The 14,689-nt window shown below is 67.7% G+C and carries 14 protein-coding genes; 5 read left to right on the forward strand and 9 right to left on the reverse strand.

Translation table 11 applies throughout. The features are described 5' to 3' along the window. Window positions 1-432: 432 nt before the first annotated feature. Both ACFOMD_RS12120 and ACFOMD_RS12125 read right to left on the reverse strand, forming a co-directional pair. On the reverse strand, window positions 433-1,224 hold the full coding sequence (locus tag ACFOMD_RS12120; protein WP_380861714.1) for an IclR family transcriptional regulator domain-containing protein: 792 nt from the start codon (window positions 1,222-1,224) through the stop codon (window positions 433-435). Window positions 1,225-1,233: 9 nt separating this feature from the next. Next, entirely contained in the window at window positions 1,234-2,688 is a 1,455-nt protein-coding gene (locus ACFOMD_RS12125) for an NAD-dependent succinate-semialdehyde dehydrogenase (RefSeq protein WP_380863431.1), read from the reverse strand. Window positions 2,689-2,893: 205 nt separating this feature from the next. Here ACFOMD_RS12125 and ACFOMD_RS12130 point away from each other — a divergent pair, with 205 nt between their 5' ends. Further along, a complete protein-coding gene (locus tag ACFOMD_RS12130) occupies window positions 2,894-4,288 on the forward strand; it encodes an aminotransferase (RefSeq protein ID WP_380861716.1) in 1,395 nt (464 codons plus the stop codon). 61 nt (window positions 4,289-4,349) lie between these two features. On the opposite strand, the gene gcvPB is transcribed toward ACFOMD_RS12130, so the two are convergent. Beyond that, window positions 4,350-5,894, reverse strand: a complete 1,545-nt coding sequence (gcvPB, locus tag ACFOMD_RS12135) for an aminomethyl-transferring glycine dehydrogenase subunit GcvPB (RefSeq protein WP_380861718.1) — start codon at window positions 5,892-5,894, stop codon at window positions 4,350-4,352. Then, window positions 5,891-7,294: an aminomethyl-transferring glycine dehydrogenase subunit GcvPA gene (gene gcvPA, locus ACFOMD_RS12140; RefSeq protein WP_380861720.1), complete on the reverse strand. Its 1,404-nt coding sequence runs from the start codon at window positions 7,292-7,294 to the stop codon at window positions 5,891-5,893. The genes gcvPB and gcvPA overlap by 4 nt, the downstream gene beginning before the upstream one ends. 197 nt (window positions 7,295-7,491) lie before the next feature. On the opposite strand from gcvPA, the gene ACFOMD_RS12145 reads away from it, so the two are divergent. The 3 genes from ACFOMD_RS12145 to ACFOMD_RS12155 are packed head-to-tail and all read left to right on the forward strand — an operon-like array spanning window position 7,492 to window position 9,953. After that, complete coding sequence (locus ACFOMD_RS12145) at window positions 7,492-8,562, forward strand: ATP-NAD kinase family protein (RefSeq protein ID WP_380861722.1); 1,071 nt, start codon at window positions 7,492-7,494, stop codon at window positions 8,560-8,562. Between the two features lie 21 nt (window positions 8,563-8,583). After that, window positions 8,584-9,300 carry a CoA transferase subunit A gene (locus ACFOMD_RS12150; RefSeq protein WP_380861724.1) on the forward strand — a complete coding sequence of 239 codons (717 nt, stop codon included), beginning with the start codon at window positions 8,584-8,586 and terminating at the stop codon, window positions 9,298-9,300. After that, window positions 9,300-9,953, forward strand: coding sequence for a 3-oxoacid CoA-transferase subunit B (locus ACFOMD_RS12155; protein WP_380861726.1), 654 nt, complete (start codon window positions 9,300-9,302; stop codon window positions 9,951-9,953). The genes ACFOMD_RS12150 and ACFOMD_RS12155 overlap by 1 nt, the downstream gene beginning before the upstream one ends. 18 nt (window positions 9,954-9,971) lie before the next feature. Here ACFOMD_RS12155 and ACFOMD_RS12160 read toward each other — a convergent pair whose 3' ends face one another. Together ACFOMD_RS12160 and ACFOMD_RS12165 are read right to left on the reverse strand one after the other, a co-directional pair. Next, a complete protein-coding gene (locus tag ACFOMD_RS12160; RefSeq protein ID WP_380861728.1) occupies window positions 9,972-11,471 on the reverse strand; it encodes a serine hydrolase domain-containing protein in 1,500 nt (499 codons plus the stop codon). 29 nt (window positions 11,472-11,500) lie between these two features. Continuing rightward, on the reverse strand, window positions 11,501-11,935 hold the full coding sequence (locus ACFOMD_RS12165) for a hypothetical protein (RefSeq protein ID WP_380861730.1): 435 nt from the start codon (window positions 11,933-11,935) through the stop codon (window positions 11,501-11,503). Window positions 11,936-12,116: 181 nt separating this feature from the next. Between ACFOMD_RS12165 and ACFOMD_RS12170 the strand changes: the two genes are divergently transcribed. Continuing rightward, window positions 12,117-13,025 (forward strand): hypothetical protein, encoded by a 909-nt coding sequence (locus tag ACFOMD_RS12170; RefSeq protein ID WP_380861732.1) that lies wholly within the window; start codon window positions 12,117-12,119, stop codon window positions 13,023-13,025. On the opposite strand, the gene ACFOMD_RS12175 is transcribed toward ACFOMD_RS12170, so the two are convergent. From ACFOMD_RS12175 to ACFOMD_RS12185, 3 genes are read right to left on the reverse strand one after another with little or no spacing between them, the layout of a single operon-like run. Further along, window positions 12,991-13,404, reverse strand: coding sequence for a DUF1761 domain-containing protein (locus ACFOMD_RS12175; protein WP_380861734.1), 414 nt, complete (start codon window positions 13,402-13,404; stop codon window positions 12,991-12,993). The two genes, ACFOMD_RS12170 and ACFOMD_RS12175, sit on opposite strands and share 35 nt — an antisense overlap. A 1-nt stretch (window position 13,405) precedes the next feature. Continuing rightward, entirely contained in the window at window positions 13,406-13,984 is a 579-nt protein-coding gene (locus ACFOMD_RS12180; protein WP_380861736.1) for an SRPBCC family protein, read from the reverse strand. Further along, window positions 13,972-14,574, reverse strand: coding sequence for a TetR/AcrR family transcriptional regulator (locus tag ACFOMD_RS12185; protein WP_380861738.1), 603 nt, complete (start codon window positions 14,572-14,574; stop codon window positions 13,972-13,974). Before ACFOMD_RS12185 ends, ACFOMD_RS12180 begins: the two co-directional genes overlap by 13 nt. Window positions 14,575-14,689: the final 115 nt, after the last annotated feature.

Here is a 14,689-nt window from a genome sequence, read left to right on the forward strand (position 1 = left end):
CAGAGACCTTGAATCAACAACCAACAAACCGCGCAACCTTATTGGGTACGGAGCCTAGCCGACTGCCAACACTAATTGATCGTCATCCCCGCGAAGGCGGGGATTCATACTCCGAAGCGTCGGCGGTAATGGGTCTCCGCCTGCGCGGGGATGACGGCTGGGGGGAAGAGTAGCGGCGGCGGATCTGCCGCTGACCCTGCGCCCTGCGCCCTGCGCCCTGCACCCTGCGCCCTGCACCACCACCCACGCCACACCCACGTCCGTCATACCGGCGAAAGCCGGTATCCAGACCGACCGCCGACTGGATACCGGCTTTCGCCGGTATGACGGGCAGGGGGTAGGCGGCAGGGGGGAAGGGCAGGTTCGAACAAACGAGAAAGGGCGCCGGAGACATCTCCCCGACGCCCTTCGTCATTCCGTCTGCGCGGCCGCTTACAGCCCGGCGGTGATCTTCTGCGCTGCCGTCATCAGCTCGGGCAGGATCTTCTTCTGCATGTCCTCGATCGTCGTGCGCGACGACGGGCAGCAGACGTTCAAGGCGGCGATGACCTTGCCGTCGCTGGTCTTGATCGGCACCGAGATCGAGCCGAGGCCGACCTCCAGCTCCTGGTCGACGATGCTGTAGTTGGCGATGCGCACGTCCTCGATCATCGACCGCAGCTTCACCTTCGACGTGATGGTGTTGGCGGTCAGCTTCTCGAGCTTCACCCGGTCGAGGTAGCGCAGCAGATTGTCCTGCGGCTCGCTGGCGAGCAGCACGCGGCCCGTCGAGACGGCGTGCGCCGGCGCGCGGCTGCCGACGGTGATGCTGACGTTGATCAGGCGGTCGGAGGTAGCGCGGGCGATATAGATGACGTCCTCGCCAGCGAGGACGGCGGCGAACACCGATTCCTGCAAGGTCTTGGCGAGATCGTTCATCACTGGCTGGATAACGTCGAGCATCGACATCGACGACAGCGCCGAATAGCCGAGTTCGAGCACCTTGGGCTTCAGGTAGAAGAGCTTGTCGTCCTTCTCCGCATAGCCTTCGCGCACCAGGGTCAGCAGGAAGCGGCGCACCGTGGCGCGCGTCATGCCGGTGGTGCGGGCGATCTCGGACAGGGTCATCTTCGGGCGCGTCTTGGTGAAGGCGCAGATGACCTCCAGGCCGCGGGCCAGCGAATTCACATAGTCGCGATCGCTGATCTCGCTGGCTTCGCCGTCGATGGTTTCGATGTCGCTCATTCCCCCCCCTTAAAGGCCGCTGATACCTGCGATACACATATATTTGATCTCAAGGAACTCATCGATTCCATGGCGCGACCCCTCGCGCCCGATGCCCGATGCCTTCATGCCCCCGAACGGCGCGCCTTCATAAGAAGTTGCACCGGTGTTGACCCCGATCACACCGAACTCCAGCGCCTCGCCGAAGCGCCAGATGCGGGCGTTGTCCTTGGTGAAGAAATAGGCGGCGAGGCCGAATTCGGTGTCGTTGGCGTGCCTGATCGCCTCCGCCTCGGTCTCGAAGCGGAACACCGGCGCCACCGGCCCGAACGTCTCGTCGCGCGCGATCAGCATGTCCTGCGTCGCGTCCTTCAAAATGGTGGGCTGGAAGAAGCTGCCGCCCAGCGCGTGGCGCCCGCCGCCGGTGACGACGCTGGCGCCCTTCGACAGCGCGTCGGCGATATGCTCCTCGCACTTGGCGACCGCGGCCCCGTCGATCAGCGGTCCCTGCTCGACGCCCTCGGCGAAGCCGTCGCCGACCTTCATCGCCTCGACCGCCTTGGTCAGCGCGGCGAGATAGCGATCATAGACGCCCGACTGCACATAGATGCGGTTCGCGCAGACGCAGGTCTGGCCCATGTTGCGGAATTTGGTCGCGATGGTGCCGGCGACCGCCGCCTCGATGTCGGCGTCGTCGAACACCACCACCGGCGCGTTGCCGCCGAGCTCGAGCGCCACCTTCTTGATGGTGCCCGCCGCTTTCGCCATCAGGTCGCGGCCGACCTCGGTCGATCCGGTGAAGGTGACCTTGCGCACCTTGGCGCTGCTCACCAGCTCGTCGCCGACGGCGCCCGCAGCGCCGGGCACCACGTTGAACACGCCCGCCGGCAGCCCGGCCCGCTGCGCCAGCTCGCCCAGCGCCAGCGCCGACAGCGGCGTCGCGCTCGCGGGCTTCAGCACCATCGTGCAGCCGGCAGCCAGCGCCGGGGCGGCTTTGCGCGGAATCATCGCCATCGGGAAATTCCACGGCGTGATCGCCGCGACGACGCCGATCGGCTGCTTCAGCACCGCGAGGCGGCGGTCGCGCGCATAGCTCGGCAGCAGCTCGCCATAGATGCGCTTCGCCTCCTCGGCGTAAAATTCGAAGAAGGCGGCGCCGTAGAGAATCTCACCGCGCGCCTCGGCGAGCGGCTTGCCCTGCTCGGCGGTCAGGATGCGCGCCAGATCCTCGACATTCTCGACGATCAGATCGTGCCAGCGCCGGATGATCGTCGCGCGCTCCTTGGCGGTGCGGTCGCGCCATTCGGGGAAGGCGGCTTCGGCGGCGTCGATCGCCGCGGCGGCCTCGGCCTTGCCGCCCTTCGGCACGCTTACCAGCACATCGCCGGTCGAAGGATTGGTAACGTCGAAGCCTGAAAGGCCGGCCGGTTTCACCCATTCGCCGCCGATGAACAATGCATCCTTCAGCAAGCTCGCGTCACTCAGCTTCACATCCCGCTCCTTCAAATCACATACTCGACATTATCGCACAAAAGGGCGCATAGCGAACAAAATATCGTGCAGCGATTCGGGGAAAGGCGCGTCAGCGCCGGGTGCGACTTGCTGTGCGATAGGTGAAATGCTTAAGTCAAGCATGCGAACATAAGTTCGCAAATTCGAACAAGGGTGGAGAGCGGGAATGAGCGGGAGCATGGCGGCGGCAGCGGATCTGGCGGAGATCGATCGGCGCTATTCCTTCCACCCTTTCACCGCGCTCGCCGACCATGAGCGCGACGGCCCGTCGATGGTGATCACCGGCGGCAAGGGCTCGACGCTCACCGACGCGTCGGGGCGCGATTACATCGACGCGATGGCGGGCCTCTGGTGCGTCAACGTCGGCTATGGCCGCACCGAACTGGCCGACGCGATGCGCGACCAGGCGGCACAGCTCTCCTACTGCCACGCCTTCTCGTCGATGAGCAGCGACAAGCCGGCGCTGCTCGCCGAAAAGCTGATCGGCATGGCGCCGGTGCCGATGTCGAAAGTGTTCTTCGGCAACTCGGGCTCGGACGCCAACGACACCCAGGTGAAGCTGGTCTGGTATTACAACAACGCGCGCGGCAAGCCGGGGAAGAAGAAGATCATCGCCCGCCAGCGCGGCTACCACGGCGTCACCGTGATGTCGGGCGGCATGACCGGCCTTCCCGGCCTCCACGCCGGCTTCGACCTGCCGCTGCCGTTCGTGAAGCACGTCATGGCGCCGCGCAAACTGTGGGAAGGTCACGGCCTCAGCGACGCCGAGTTCGTCGCCAAGCTGGTCGATGATCTCGAGCAGACGATCGCGCGCGAAGGCGCCGACACCATCGGCGCGATGATCGCCGAGCCGCTGATGGGCGCGGGCGGCGTGCTCGCCCCGCCGCCGGGCTATTACCCGGCGATCCAGGCGGTGCTGCGCCGCCACGATATCCTGCTGATCGCCGACGAGGTAATCTGCGGCTTCGGGCGCCTCGGCGACATGTTCGGCACCACGACGATGGGCATGGAGCCGGACCTGATCACCGTCGCCAAGGGGCTGACCTCGGCCTATTTCCCGCTCTCCGCCTGCATCGTCTCGGAGAAGGTGTGGCGCGTCATCGCCGATGAGGGCAGCAAGGCCTATGGCGCCTTCGGCCACGGCTACACCTACAGCAGCCACCCGGTCGGCGCCGCCGCCGCGCTCGCCAACCTCCAGCTCATCGAAGAGGAGCAGATGCTCGGCAAGGTGCGCTCGACCGGCGCGCACCTGCAGGCGAAGCTCCGCGAGGCGTTCGCCGATCATCCGCTGGTCGGCGAAGTGCGCGGCCAGGCACTGATCGGCGCGGTCGAGTTCGTGAAATCGAAGGACGGCGGCCCGGTCGGCTTCGACCCGGCGCTCAAGGTCGCGCCGCGCATCGTCAAGGGCGCGCTCGCCCGCGGCGTCATCGGCCGCGCGCTGCCCAACGCCGACAGCGTCGCCTTCTCGCCGCCGTTCATCATTACCGAGGCGGAAGTCGAGAAGGCGGTCGGCGCGTTCCGCGATGCCGCCGACGAAGTGCTGGGCGAACTGCGCCGCGACGGCCAGTTCTAACCTTCGCAGAGGTCAAAGAGGGCGGAGGCGGTCACCCGGGGGGTGGCCGCCTCCTGCTTTTTCAGCGCTTGCCCGTCTTGCGCAGATGCGCCCGCCACGTCGTCGCCCAGCGGTCGGGGTCGTCGAGATTGTCGGCGGTGAGCTTCGCCACCACCTGGTTGTGTGGCGCCGACTTGACCATCTCGGGGTCGCTGCGCGCTTCCTCGCAGACCTTGCGCAGCACCTCGATCCAATAATCGATATCCTCCTTCGACCACATCTCGCCGGCTTCGGGCGTGAAGGGGTGGGGGATGAACCAGGGTTCGTGCGCCATCCAGAAGGCGTCGACGCCATAGTCGGCCATGCGGTTCTGCACATCGGCGATGCCGACGCCCGTCTCCTCGAACAGCTCGCCGAGGCTGAAGCGCGTCATCTCCATCCGCCAGCCTTCAAGGTCGGGATGCGACCGCGTCACACCCGGAATCTTCAGCAGCTCGCGCTCCATATAATTGTTGAGCAGCACCGAGGTGTCCGACGCTTCATGGAGGCCCTCGGCGCCCATCGAGCGCACCCAGCCATAGGCCTTCATCACCTGGTGGATGTTGCCCCAATATTCGCGGACCTTGCCGATCGACAGCGGCCCGCCTTCATCGACGGTGAAGCGGTCGCCGGCCTTCCGCACGAGCGGGCCGGGCAGGAAGGGGATCAGCTTCTCGGTGCAGCCATAGGCGCCGACCGCCGGCCCGCCGCCGCCCTTCGGCACGCCGAAGGTCTTGTGCAGCATGAACATGCAGGCATCGAAGCCGAGCTCCCGCGCGCGAATCTTGCTCATCACGCCGTTGAAATTGGCGTGGTCGTAGAAGCAGAGGCCGCCCGCCTTGTGGACGATGTCCACCCACTCTTTGATCTCGGGGTTGTAGATGCCCATGTCGTCGGGGTTGTTGATCATCAGCGCGGCGGTGCGGTCGGAGACGGCGGCGCGCAGCGCGTCGAGCGAGGGGTAGCCCTTCTCGTCGAGCATCAGTGTCACGACCTCGAAGCCCGCGGTCGCCGAGGTCGCCGGGTTGCACGGGTGCGATTGGATCGAGGTGATGATCTGGTTGCGCTGCCCGCCTTCGCCGCGCGAGGCGTGATAGGCGCGGGTGATGCAGGCCTGCGTGTAGGCGGCATCGGCGCCGCCGGCCGCCTGGAAGGTGAACTGGTCCATCCCCGAGAGCACGCGCAACGCCTCGTCGAGACCGTACACGAACTCGAGCAGTCCCTGCATCGTATCGGGATGCTGGTCCGGGTGCATCTCCGCGACTTCATCGCGCGCGGCGAGCCGCTCGTGGAGGCGCGGGTTGTACTTCATCGTGCAGGTGCCGAAGAGGCTGATGCCGACCATGCCGAGCGTCTGCTGCGACAGGTGAAGATAGTGGCGCAGCACATCGGGCTCGGACATTTCCGGCAGCACCGGCAGTTCGGCGCGGCGAAGGGCGGCGGGCAGCAGCGACGCGGCATCGCCGACCTTCGCGGCGACCGATTTCTCCGTCACCGGGAACAGCTGGCCACGCCGACCGGGCGCGCCCATTTCCATCACCAAAGGCTCGTCCCAGACGGGGGCCTGATAGCGGCGCAGCTTGGTCATCGGGCACACACCTCGCGAAGGGTGGCGGCCAGCCGGTCGAGGTCGGCGGCGCTGTGGATTTCGGTGACGCAGTAGAGCGTCGACTGGCCGAGGTCGGGGAAGGCGCGGCTGAGGTCGAGCCCGCCGAAGATGCCCCGCGCCCGCAGCCGCTCGTTGATCGTCGCCACGGTCAGCCCGGTGCCGCTGAAATCGACGACGAACTCCTTGAAGAAGCCGCCGTCGTGGCGAACCGTCACCCCGTCGATCTCGCCGATCAGCGCGGCGGCGTAGTGCGCGCGCTGGACGATCAGTTCGCCCAGCTCGCGGAAGCCCTGCGGCCCGAGCAACGCCATATAGACCGCGCTCGAAATCGCCCAGAGGTAGGTGGAGTTGCCCGTCCAGTCCTTGCCCTCTTCGCGCGAGCCATAGCTGCTCTGGTGCATGAGGGTCATGCCGAACGAGCGCTCGCCCTTGATCGTCGTCGCGATGCTGTTGAGCAGCGTCGGATATTCATGCGCGTAGCGCGGCTCGTCGCGGCTGGCGATGAAGCCGCCGAGGCCACCGCCGCCCGACATGTGGATGCCGAGCGGCTGGATCGAGCCGACCGCGATGTCGGCGCCATAGCTCGACGGCGGCGCCAGCACGCCGAGGCTGATCGGGTCGACGCCGACGATCGTCTCCGCCCCCGCGGCCCGCGCGGCGGCGGCGATCTCGGCGGCGCCGGTCTCGATCTGGCCGAGGTAGTTCGGGTTCTCGAAATAGACGGCGGCGGTGCGCTCGCTCAGCAGCGCGCCGAGCGCGCCGAGATCCAAGACGCCGTTCGCGTCGCTCTTCACGTCGACCAGCCGGATCGCCTTGTCGGGATCGGCGGCGGCGCAATAATTCTCGATCACCGCGCGGCGCTGCGGGTCCAGATGCTGCGGCACCAGCACTTCGCGGCGGCCGGTCAGCCGCGCCGCCATGCGGATGGCGTGGCCGACCGCGCAGCCCCAGCTGTAGACCGGCAGGCCGACCATCTCGAAGCCGACCAGCTCGCCGAGCTGCGAGGTGAACTCGAACCACGCCTGGTTGCGGCCGAAGTCCGACGAGGGCGTGCCCCACACCGGCGTCAGAAACTCGCTGCGCCCGACGATCTCGTCGCAGACGGCGGGCACATAATGCTGCCAGCAGCCGCCGCCGAGGAAGGAGAGATTGTCGGCGCAGCTCTGGTTGCGCGACAGGATCGCCGTCATGTGCCGCGACAGCTCGACCTCGGAATTGAGCGCCGGTGGCAGGGCGAGCGCCTCGCGGAACCGGTGGCTCTCAGGTATCTGGCCGAACAGCTCCTCGGCCAAGGCGACGCCGAGCGTGTCGAGCAGTTCCGCCTTCAGGCCGGGGGCCGAGTTGGGCATGTAGGGGTGCGCGCGCACGCCGCTGTCCATTCTATCCTCCCGCTGTGATCCGGGCCGGGAGGAACCGCGCCGAATCAACGATCGTTTGTCAACATAACGCACAAATGCGCGTCCTGCGAACACGGTTGTTGAGTGCGACGACGGGTCGGGGCATGATCGAATCACATCCGCAGGGCGGCGCATCCGGCGCTCGCCCTGCGAACATTTGATGCGGATGCGTGAGAGCAATGCGGCTGGGATTGATCGTCAATCCGATCGCGGGGATCGGCGGGCGGCTGGCGCTGAAGGGCAGCGACGGCGACCTCGCCGCACGCGCGCTCGCCGCCGATGCCGTACCGCTCGCCGCCACCCGCGCCGCGCAGGCGCTGGCCGCGATCGGCGCGCCGGTTGAACTGCTCACTGCCGGTGGCGCGATGGGCGAAGCGCTCGGCGGCACCGTCGTCTATCGGCCTTGCGAAACCTCCAGCGCTGACGACACACAGGCAGCCGCGCGCGCGATGTTAGAGGCCGGCATCGACCTGCTGCTGTTCGCCGGCGGCGACGGCACCGCGCGTGACGTGATGGCGGCCGTCGGCGAGAGCGTGCCTGTTCTCGGCATCCCCGCGGGCGTAAAGATGCACTCGGCAGTCTTCGCCACCAGCCCCCGCGCCGCTGGCGCCCTCATCGCCGACCTCACACGGCGCGGGCGCATCGACACCGTCGCCGCCGACGTGCTCGACCGCCCGGCACCGGATGCGCCGCCAATCCTCTACGGCGTGCTGCGCACCCCCGCCGATGCGCTCCGCCTGCAACCCGCCAAGGCCAGCCCGCCCGCCGATGACGCCGCGGCGATCGAGGCCGCGTGTCGGCAGGTCGCCCGCGAACTTGCCGAACCCGGCGTGGTCGGCGTCATCGGCCCCGGCTCGACGATGCGGCGGCTGAAGGCATTGCTCGGCTTCGACGGCTCCCTGCTCGGCGTCGATATCGTCGACGGCGGCAGTCTGGTCGCCGCCGACGCCGACGAACGCACCATCCTGTCCGCCATCGCCGGCCGCGACGCACGGCTTGCCCTCGGCGTCGTCGGCGGGCAGGGGTTCCTGCTCGGGCGCGGCAATCAACAGATCAGCCCGGCGGTGGTGCGAAACATCGGCCGCGCGAACATTCGCGTGGTCGCGGGAATGGAGAAGCTGGTGGCGCTGCCGGGCAACCGCCTGCTGGTCGACAGCGGCGAGCCCGAGCTGGACGCGCTGCTCGCGGGATATTTGCCGGTTCGCACCAATGGCGGGCGACTGGCGATGACGAAGGTGGCGGCTGCCTGAGCGGCCGACGACGAAGGAGGAATGAAGGCGGTGAGCAAGATCTACCAGAGCCCGGAGGCGGCGCTCGACGGGCTGCTGTTCGACGGGATGTCGATCATGTCAGGCGGCTTCGGCCTGTCCGGCAATCCGGAGAGCCTGATCCCGGTGGTCCGCGCCTCGGGCGTAAAGGGGCTGACCGTCATCTCCAACAACGCCGGCGCCGACGGCTTCGGCCTGTGGATGCTGCTGGAGACGCGGCAGATCGCCAAGATGATCAGCAGCTATGTCGGTGAGAACAAGCTGTTCGAGCAGCAATATCTCTCGGGCGAACTCGAGCTTGAGCTCAACCCGCAGGGCACGCTCGCCGAGCGTATCCGCGCCGGCGGCGCCGGCATCCCGGCCTTCTACACCCCGACCGGCGTCGGCACCGTCGTCGCAGAGGGCAAGCCCACCGCCGAGTTCGACGGCCGCACCTATGTCATGGAGCGCTGGCTGCGCGCCGACGTGTCGATCGTGAAGGCGTGGAAGGCGGACCCGGAGGGCAACCTCATGTTCCGCAAGACCGCGCGCAACTTCAATCCGGTGATGGCCACCGCAGGCAAGGTCACCGTCGTCGAGGTCGAGGAGATCTTCGAGGCCGGGACGTTCGACGCGGACTGCATCCACACGCCGGGCATCTATGTCGACCGCATCGTGAAGTGCACCATCAACGAAAAGCGGATCGAGAAGCTGACCGTCCGCGAGCGGGAGAGCGCATAATGGCCCAAGATACCAAAGGCTGGAACCGCGACGAGATGGCGGCGCGCGCCGCCCGAGAGCTGCAGGACGGCTTCTACGTCAACCTCGGCATCGGCATCCCGACCCTGGTGGCGAACCACATCCCGGCTGGGGTGAAGGTCACGCTCCAGTCGGAGAACGGCATGCTCGGCATGGGGCCGTTCCCCTATCCGGACGAAGCCGATCCGGACCTGATCAACGCCGGCAAGCAGACGATCACCCAGTTGCCGACGTCGAGCTTCTTTAGTTCGGCGGACAGCTTCGCGATGATCCGCGGCGGCCACATCGACCTCACCGTCCTCGGCGCGATGGAAGTCGCCGAGAACGGCGACATCGCCAACTGGACCATCCCGGGCAAGATGGTGAAGGGCATGGGCGGCGCCATGGATCTCGTCGCCGGCGTCAAGCGCGTCGTCGTCGTGATGGACCACGCCAACAAGCATGGCGAATCGAAGGTGCTGAAGCGCTGCGCCCTGCCGCTGACCGGCGCAGGCGTCGTCGACCTGATCATCACCGACCTCGCCGTCTTCACCTGCGACAAGACGGGCGGCACCGGGCTGAAGTTGGTCGAGCTGGCGCCGGGCGTCACGCTCGATGAAGTGAAGTCGAAGACCGAGGCGAATTTCGCCAGCTAAGCGGGCTGCGTGCCGCCGTCACGTCGACGGCGGCACCGCCTGCATCAATAGCCCGAGCGACCGCCGGACATTTTCGCGCGCCACGCGCTCGCCGGCGTAGCGGCCGAGGCGCACCACGACGAGGTCGTGCGAGGGGATGATGATCGTCCACTGGCCGCCGGCGCCCGCCATGTAATAGGTGTCCTCGGGCGTTGGGAACGTCTTGTCGCCGTTCACCCAGAACAGCCCGCCATAGATCGGCCGCTGGTCCGCCGCCCACGCCGGCGCCACCGTGCCGACGAACTTCGCAAAGCCCTCCGGCAGGAGGCGCTCGCCGTTCCACACGCCGTCCTGCAGGTAGAGCTGCCCCAGCCGCGCCCAGTCGCGCGCGGTCATCAGCTCGGCGCCCTGCGTGAGGAACTGGCCGTGCGTGTCGGTCTCCAGCACCGCGCTGCGGATGCCGAGCTTGTCGAACAGCGCGCGTTGCGGGAAGCTCAGATAATCCTGCCCAAGCTTCTCGGCGCCGAGCTTCACCAGATAGTTGGTCAGCACCGGATCGGTGTTGCGGTAGCGCCCGATCGTGCCCGGCTTCCATTGCAGCGGCCGCGTCGCCGCCCACTGAAAGGCGTTGGGGCCGGTGTAATAATACCAGTGATCGGGATAGCGCCCGTCATAGGCGTACTCCGGGTCCTGCTCGGCACGGATGCGCAGTCCGCTCGACATCTGCAATATGTCGCGGATGCGGATCGCCTGCCGCGGGTCGCCGGGCGTCTGCCACTCGGGGAAGGGCGCCGGCTGGTCGAGCGTATAGACGCCCTGCTGCATCTGAACGCCGAGCAGGGTCGCGGCGACGCTCTTGCCCATCGACCAGCCTTCGAGCGGCGTATTGGCATCCGCTTGCGGCCCATAGCGCTCGGCGACGATACGGCCCTTCCAGGTGACGACATAGGCCTGCGTCAGCGCATCGTCGGGCGCGAAGGCGGTGTCGACCGCGGCCTTCAGCTTGGCGGCGTCGAGCCCGGCGGGGAGGGGGCTGGTGTCCGGCTTGTCGCCCATCGGCCAGGGCGTGGTGGTCGCCGGCGGCAGCGTCTTGGCGATCGCCTTCGGCGTGAAGCGGAAGCCCGTGTCGCCTTCCGAGATCGGCACGCAGCCCTGGTCGCCCGCCAGCCGCGCGATGCGGGTGACGCCGGCTTTCGTCGTGACCCGCACCTCCTTCTTCGCGCGGTCGATCACCGGTTCGCCCGCCTTCATGCGGTGCGCGACGGCGGCGAGCGCGTTGCTGTCACCGAGCGTCCCTTGCGCGAACGCCGGGTCCATGCCGCTGATGAACACCGCCGAGCACATCAGCTTGGCATAGCCGGCGGTGAAATGGCTTAAGGGATCGCCCGGCGCCGGCGTCCACGTCCCGGGCAGCTCGGCGGCGCGGGCCCGCGCCAGCATCGCCTCGCGCCGCGCGGCGGCATCGCCCGTCTGGGCCACCGCCGGCAGCGCCAGCCCGAGCGCCAGCAGCGACGCCATTCCCCACCGACCGATCCGCATGCCGCTCGTCCTCCCGCTTGTGCCGTCGTTCAGAAGCCCGTGATCGTCACACCCTCGCGCTCGTTGTCCCACAGCATCGCGATGATCTGCCAATGCCCGTCGCCGTTGCGGAACAGCTGGATGCTATTGATGCCACGCCGCTCGGGGTTCTTGTCGTCGGGCGACTTGCGCGCCTCATAGGCGCTCCAGACATGCGCGATGTTGCCGAACACGTCGATCTTGCGCGCGATCTCGACCTCGAAGAAGTCATTGGCGGCGAAGAAAGGCGTGGTGTCGGCGGCATATTGCGCCGGCGCCATCGCCTTCATCTCAGGCGTGCCGTCGGCGCCGATCCAGGTGCGGATCTGCCGGCTGTCGGGATGGAAGGCATTCGCCTGCCGCGACCAGTCGCGCGGCCCGGCAGGGCCGGAGATCATGTCGTACATCTCGTCGATCACCGCGCCGATGTCAGTCCGGTCCACCATCCTCGATCTCCTCCCATTCGATGGGTAGGAGATAGGATAGTGCTAAAGGCAATGTCAATCGATCGATCGATCGAGATTTGCGATGCGCTGGACGTGGCTTGGGCGGATACCCCCAAACACCTGATTGACCGCACTTTCCCTGCTGTGAGACGCTTCGGCTTCAAAGGGGAGCGCCGCGAACATGCAACGTCATTATCGCGCAGGATTGGCAGCCGTCGCCTTGTTGGCGCTTACCGCCGCGCAGACGCCGCCGCCCGAGCCCGAGGATATCATCGTCGAAGGCGAGCGCCTGACTCCGGCGCAGGCGCGCGAGCGCGCCATCGCTTATGTCGAGCACACCGGCATCAGCCACAACAAGGAGTCCGTCGCCCGCTTCGTCGATCCGGTCTGCCCCAAGGTGATCGGTGTGGCTCCCGACATCGCCGCCCGCGTCGATGCCAAGGTGCGCGCCATCGCCACGGCGGCCGGCGCCCGCACCGGCAAGGCCGGCTGCAAACCCAACCTCGCGGTCAACTTCGTCGGCGACGGCGACCGCTTCATGCGCACCGTCTCGGCGCGCGACCGGCGGCAGCTCGCCAAGCTGTCAGTCGCCGAGCAGGCGGCGATGTTCGGCAGCGGCGCGCCGATCCGCTGGTGGTATTCGACCGAAACGCGCGGTCGCGACGGTGGTCGCCCCACCGATCTGGCGCCCGCCGGCCTCATCATTGAGGGCATGCCCAATCCGGCGCTGCCGGCCGACGGCGGCGAGGGCCGAGCGTTGTCGCAATATGGCTCCAGCCTCGTCAGCACACAGGTCGCCCGCGCGCTGCGTACCGCCAGTGTCGTCGTCGACACCATCAAGGCCGATGGCGCGACACTCGATGCCGTCGCCGCTTATGCCGCGCTGGTCGCGCTCGCCGAGATGAAACCGCGGGCGCAGCCGCTCCCCGGCTCGATCCTCGGCCTGTTCGGCACCACGCCGCCGCGCGACCTGACCCGGATGGACAGCGCCTTCCTGCGCGAACTCTACAGCCTGCCGCTCGACCGCAAGAGCGGGCTGCAGCGCGGCCGGATCGTCAGGGCACTGGAGTCCACTGCAGCGCGCCGATGATCGCGCCAAAGGTGGTGAACTGGACGGCGTGATACCCGCCGTTGATCAGCCAGAGTTTCAGGCTGCGACGCTCGAACAGATAGTTGATGCCGAAGGACGCCGCGACCCAGGCGATCCCCGCCGCCGCACCGGCCGCCGTCGCCTGCGCCACCGTCATCGCAGTGCCGATGAACATCGCGAACACCGCCCCGGCGATCAGGCCGAGGAGGAAGGTGAGGCCGAAGCGCGTGGCCATACTGCCCGAGGCAAGTACATCATCCGACAGCCCCGTCTCACGTTGCCACGCCCGCCCGAACAGCAAGGGCGAATACCAGAGGCCGCCGATCAGCAGGGTCGCCACGCCACACAACAGCACCGCCAGCCAGCTCACCTCAGGCATGTCACTTCTCCTTGGCAACCGCGCCCCGCGCCGCCCAGTCGATCGGGCCGGTGACGAAGCGCGCGTGAAGCTGTTCGAGCGAGCTGCGATTGCCCTCGCGGAAGAAGCCGATCAGCGCATCGCCCGCCGGTCCCGCCGGATAGCCGCGCCCCTCCAGCCGCACCCGCGTGGTCCGGGCATCGACCGGGGTCAGCAGGAAGCGGCTGGTGACTTGCAGATAGGCGTCGGCGTGCGGGAAGCCTTTCGGCGTCCGCGTGGTGCGAAAGGCGGCAAGGGTGGGGGATGTCCGCGCGATCCATTGCTGCTCGATCGACGCGTCGGGGCCGGGCGCATAGCCGGTCTCGAAGCGGCCATCGGGCAGTTCGCGCGCCAGCGGCACCGCCCAGGTCCGCCAGCCCTCGGCAGTCGACACCGCCGTCCAGACGTCGGCGATCGGGGCGGGGACGACGACTTCGTGGACGAGCATCCGCACGCCGTCGCTCGCGATCGGCGTGCTGACATCGATCGGCGGCGCGGCCGCGGCAGTGAGGGGGGCGGGCAGGGCGGCGATCATCAGGGCGGCAGCGATCAGGCGGCGCATGCGATCTTCTCCAGCGCGTCGAAATGGGCGCGAAGCTGCGCCACCGACCGGTCGAAATAGGCGACATCGCGATAGGTGCGCGCCTGCATCACCGCGCCCTCCATCACCGTCAGCACGAACTCGGCGAGCGCCGCGCGGTCAGTGCCCGTCGGCAGCCGCTCGCCCGCCACGTCGAGGCAGCGTTCGATCGCCGCCGCCCAGCCGGTGAAATTCTCGGCGAGCAGGCGGCGCACCCCTTCATCGGGCTCGTGCAGTTCCAGCGCGATGCTGCCGATCGGGCAGCCATAGGTGCAGTCGGTCTCGAGGATCAGGCCGCGATAGCGATCGAGCAGCGCGAACACCCGCTCCACCGGATCGTCGACCCCCTCCCACGCCGGCGCCAGCAGCATCGGCCCGATGCCGTCGCGATACTGCTCCAGCACCGCCACCAGCAGATCCTGCTTGCCGGGGAAGAAATGATAGAGGCTGCCGCTGTTGACCTGGGTGCGGCTGAGGATGTCGGCGATCGAGGTCGAGTTGTACCCCTTCAGCCAGAACAGCTCCATCGCCGCCTCGACGATCCGCTCGCGGGTGAGTCGTTGCGCTTGCATGAGGCGCAGTTGATTGAACGTTCAACCAAGAGTCAAGTCACGGTGTTTCGCGCAGGGTACGCCCGGCGGATCGGTGAGGGGAGGTTGGCGATGGTAGGAGGGCCAAGGTCTGGCG

Origin of the sequence: Sphingoaurantiacus capsulatus (genome assembly GCF_042648405.1) — a bacterium.
Taxonomy (GTDB): domain Bacteria; phylum Pseudomonadota; class Alphaproteobacteria; order Sphingomonadales; family Sphingomonadaceae; genus Sphingoaurantiacus; species Sphingoaurantiacus capsulatus.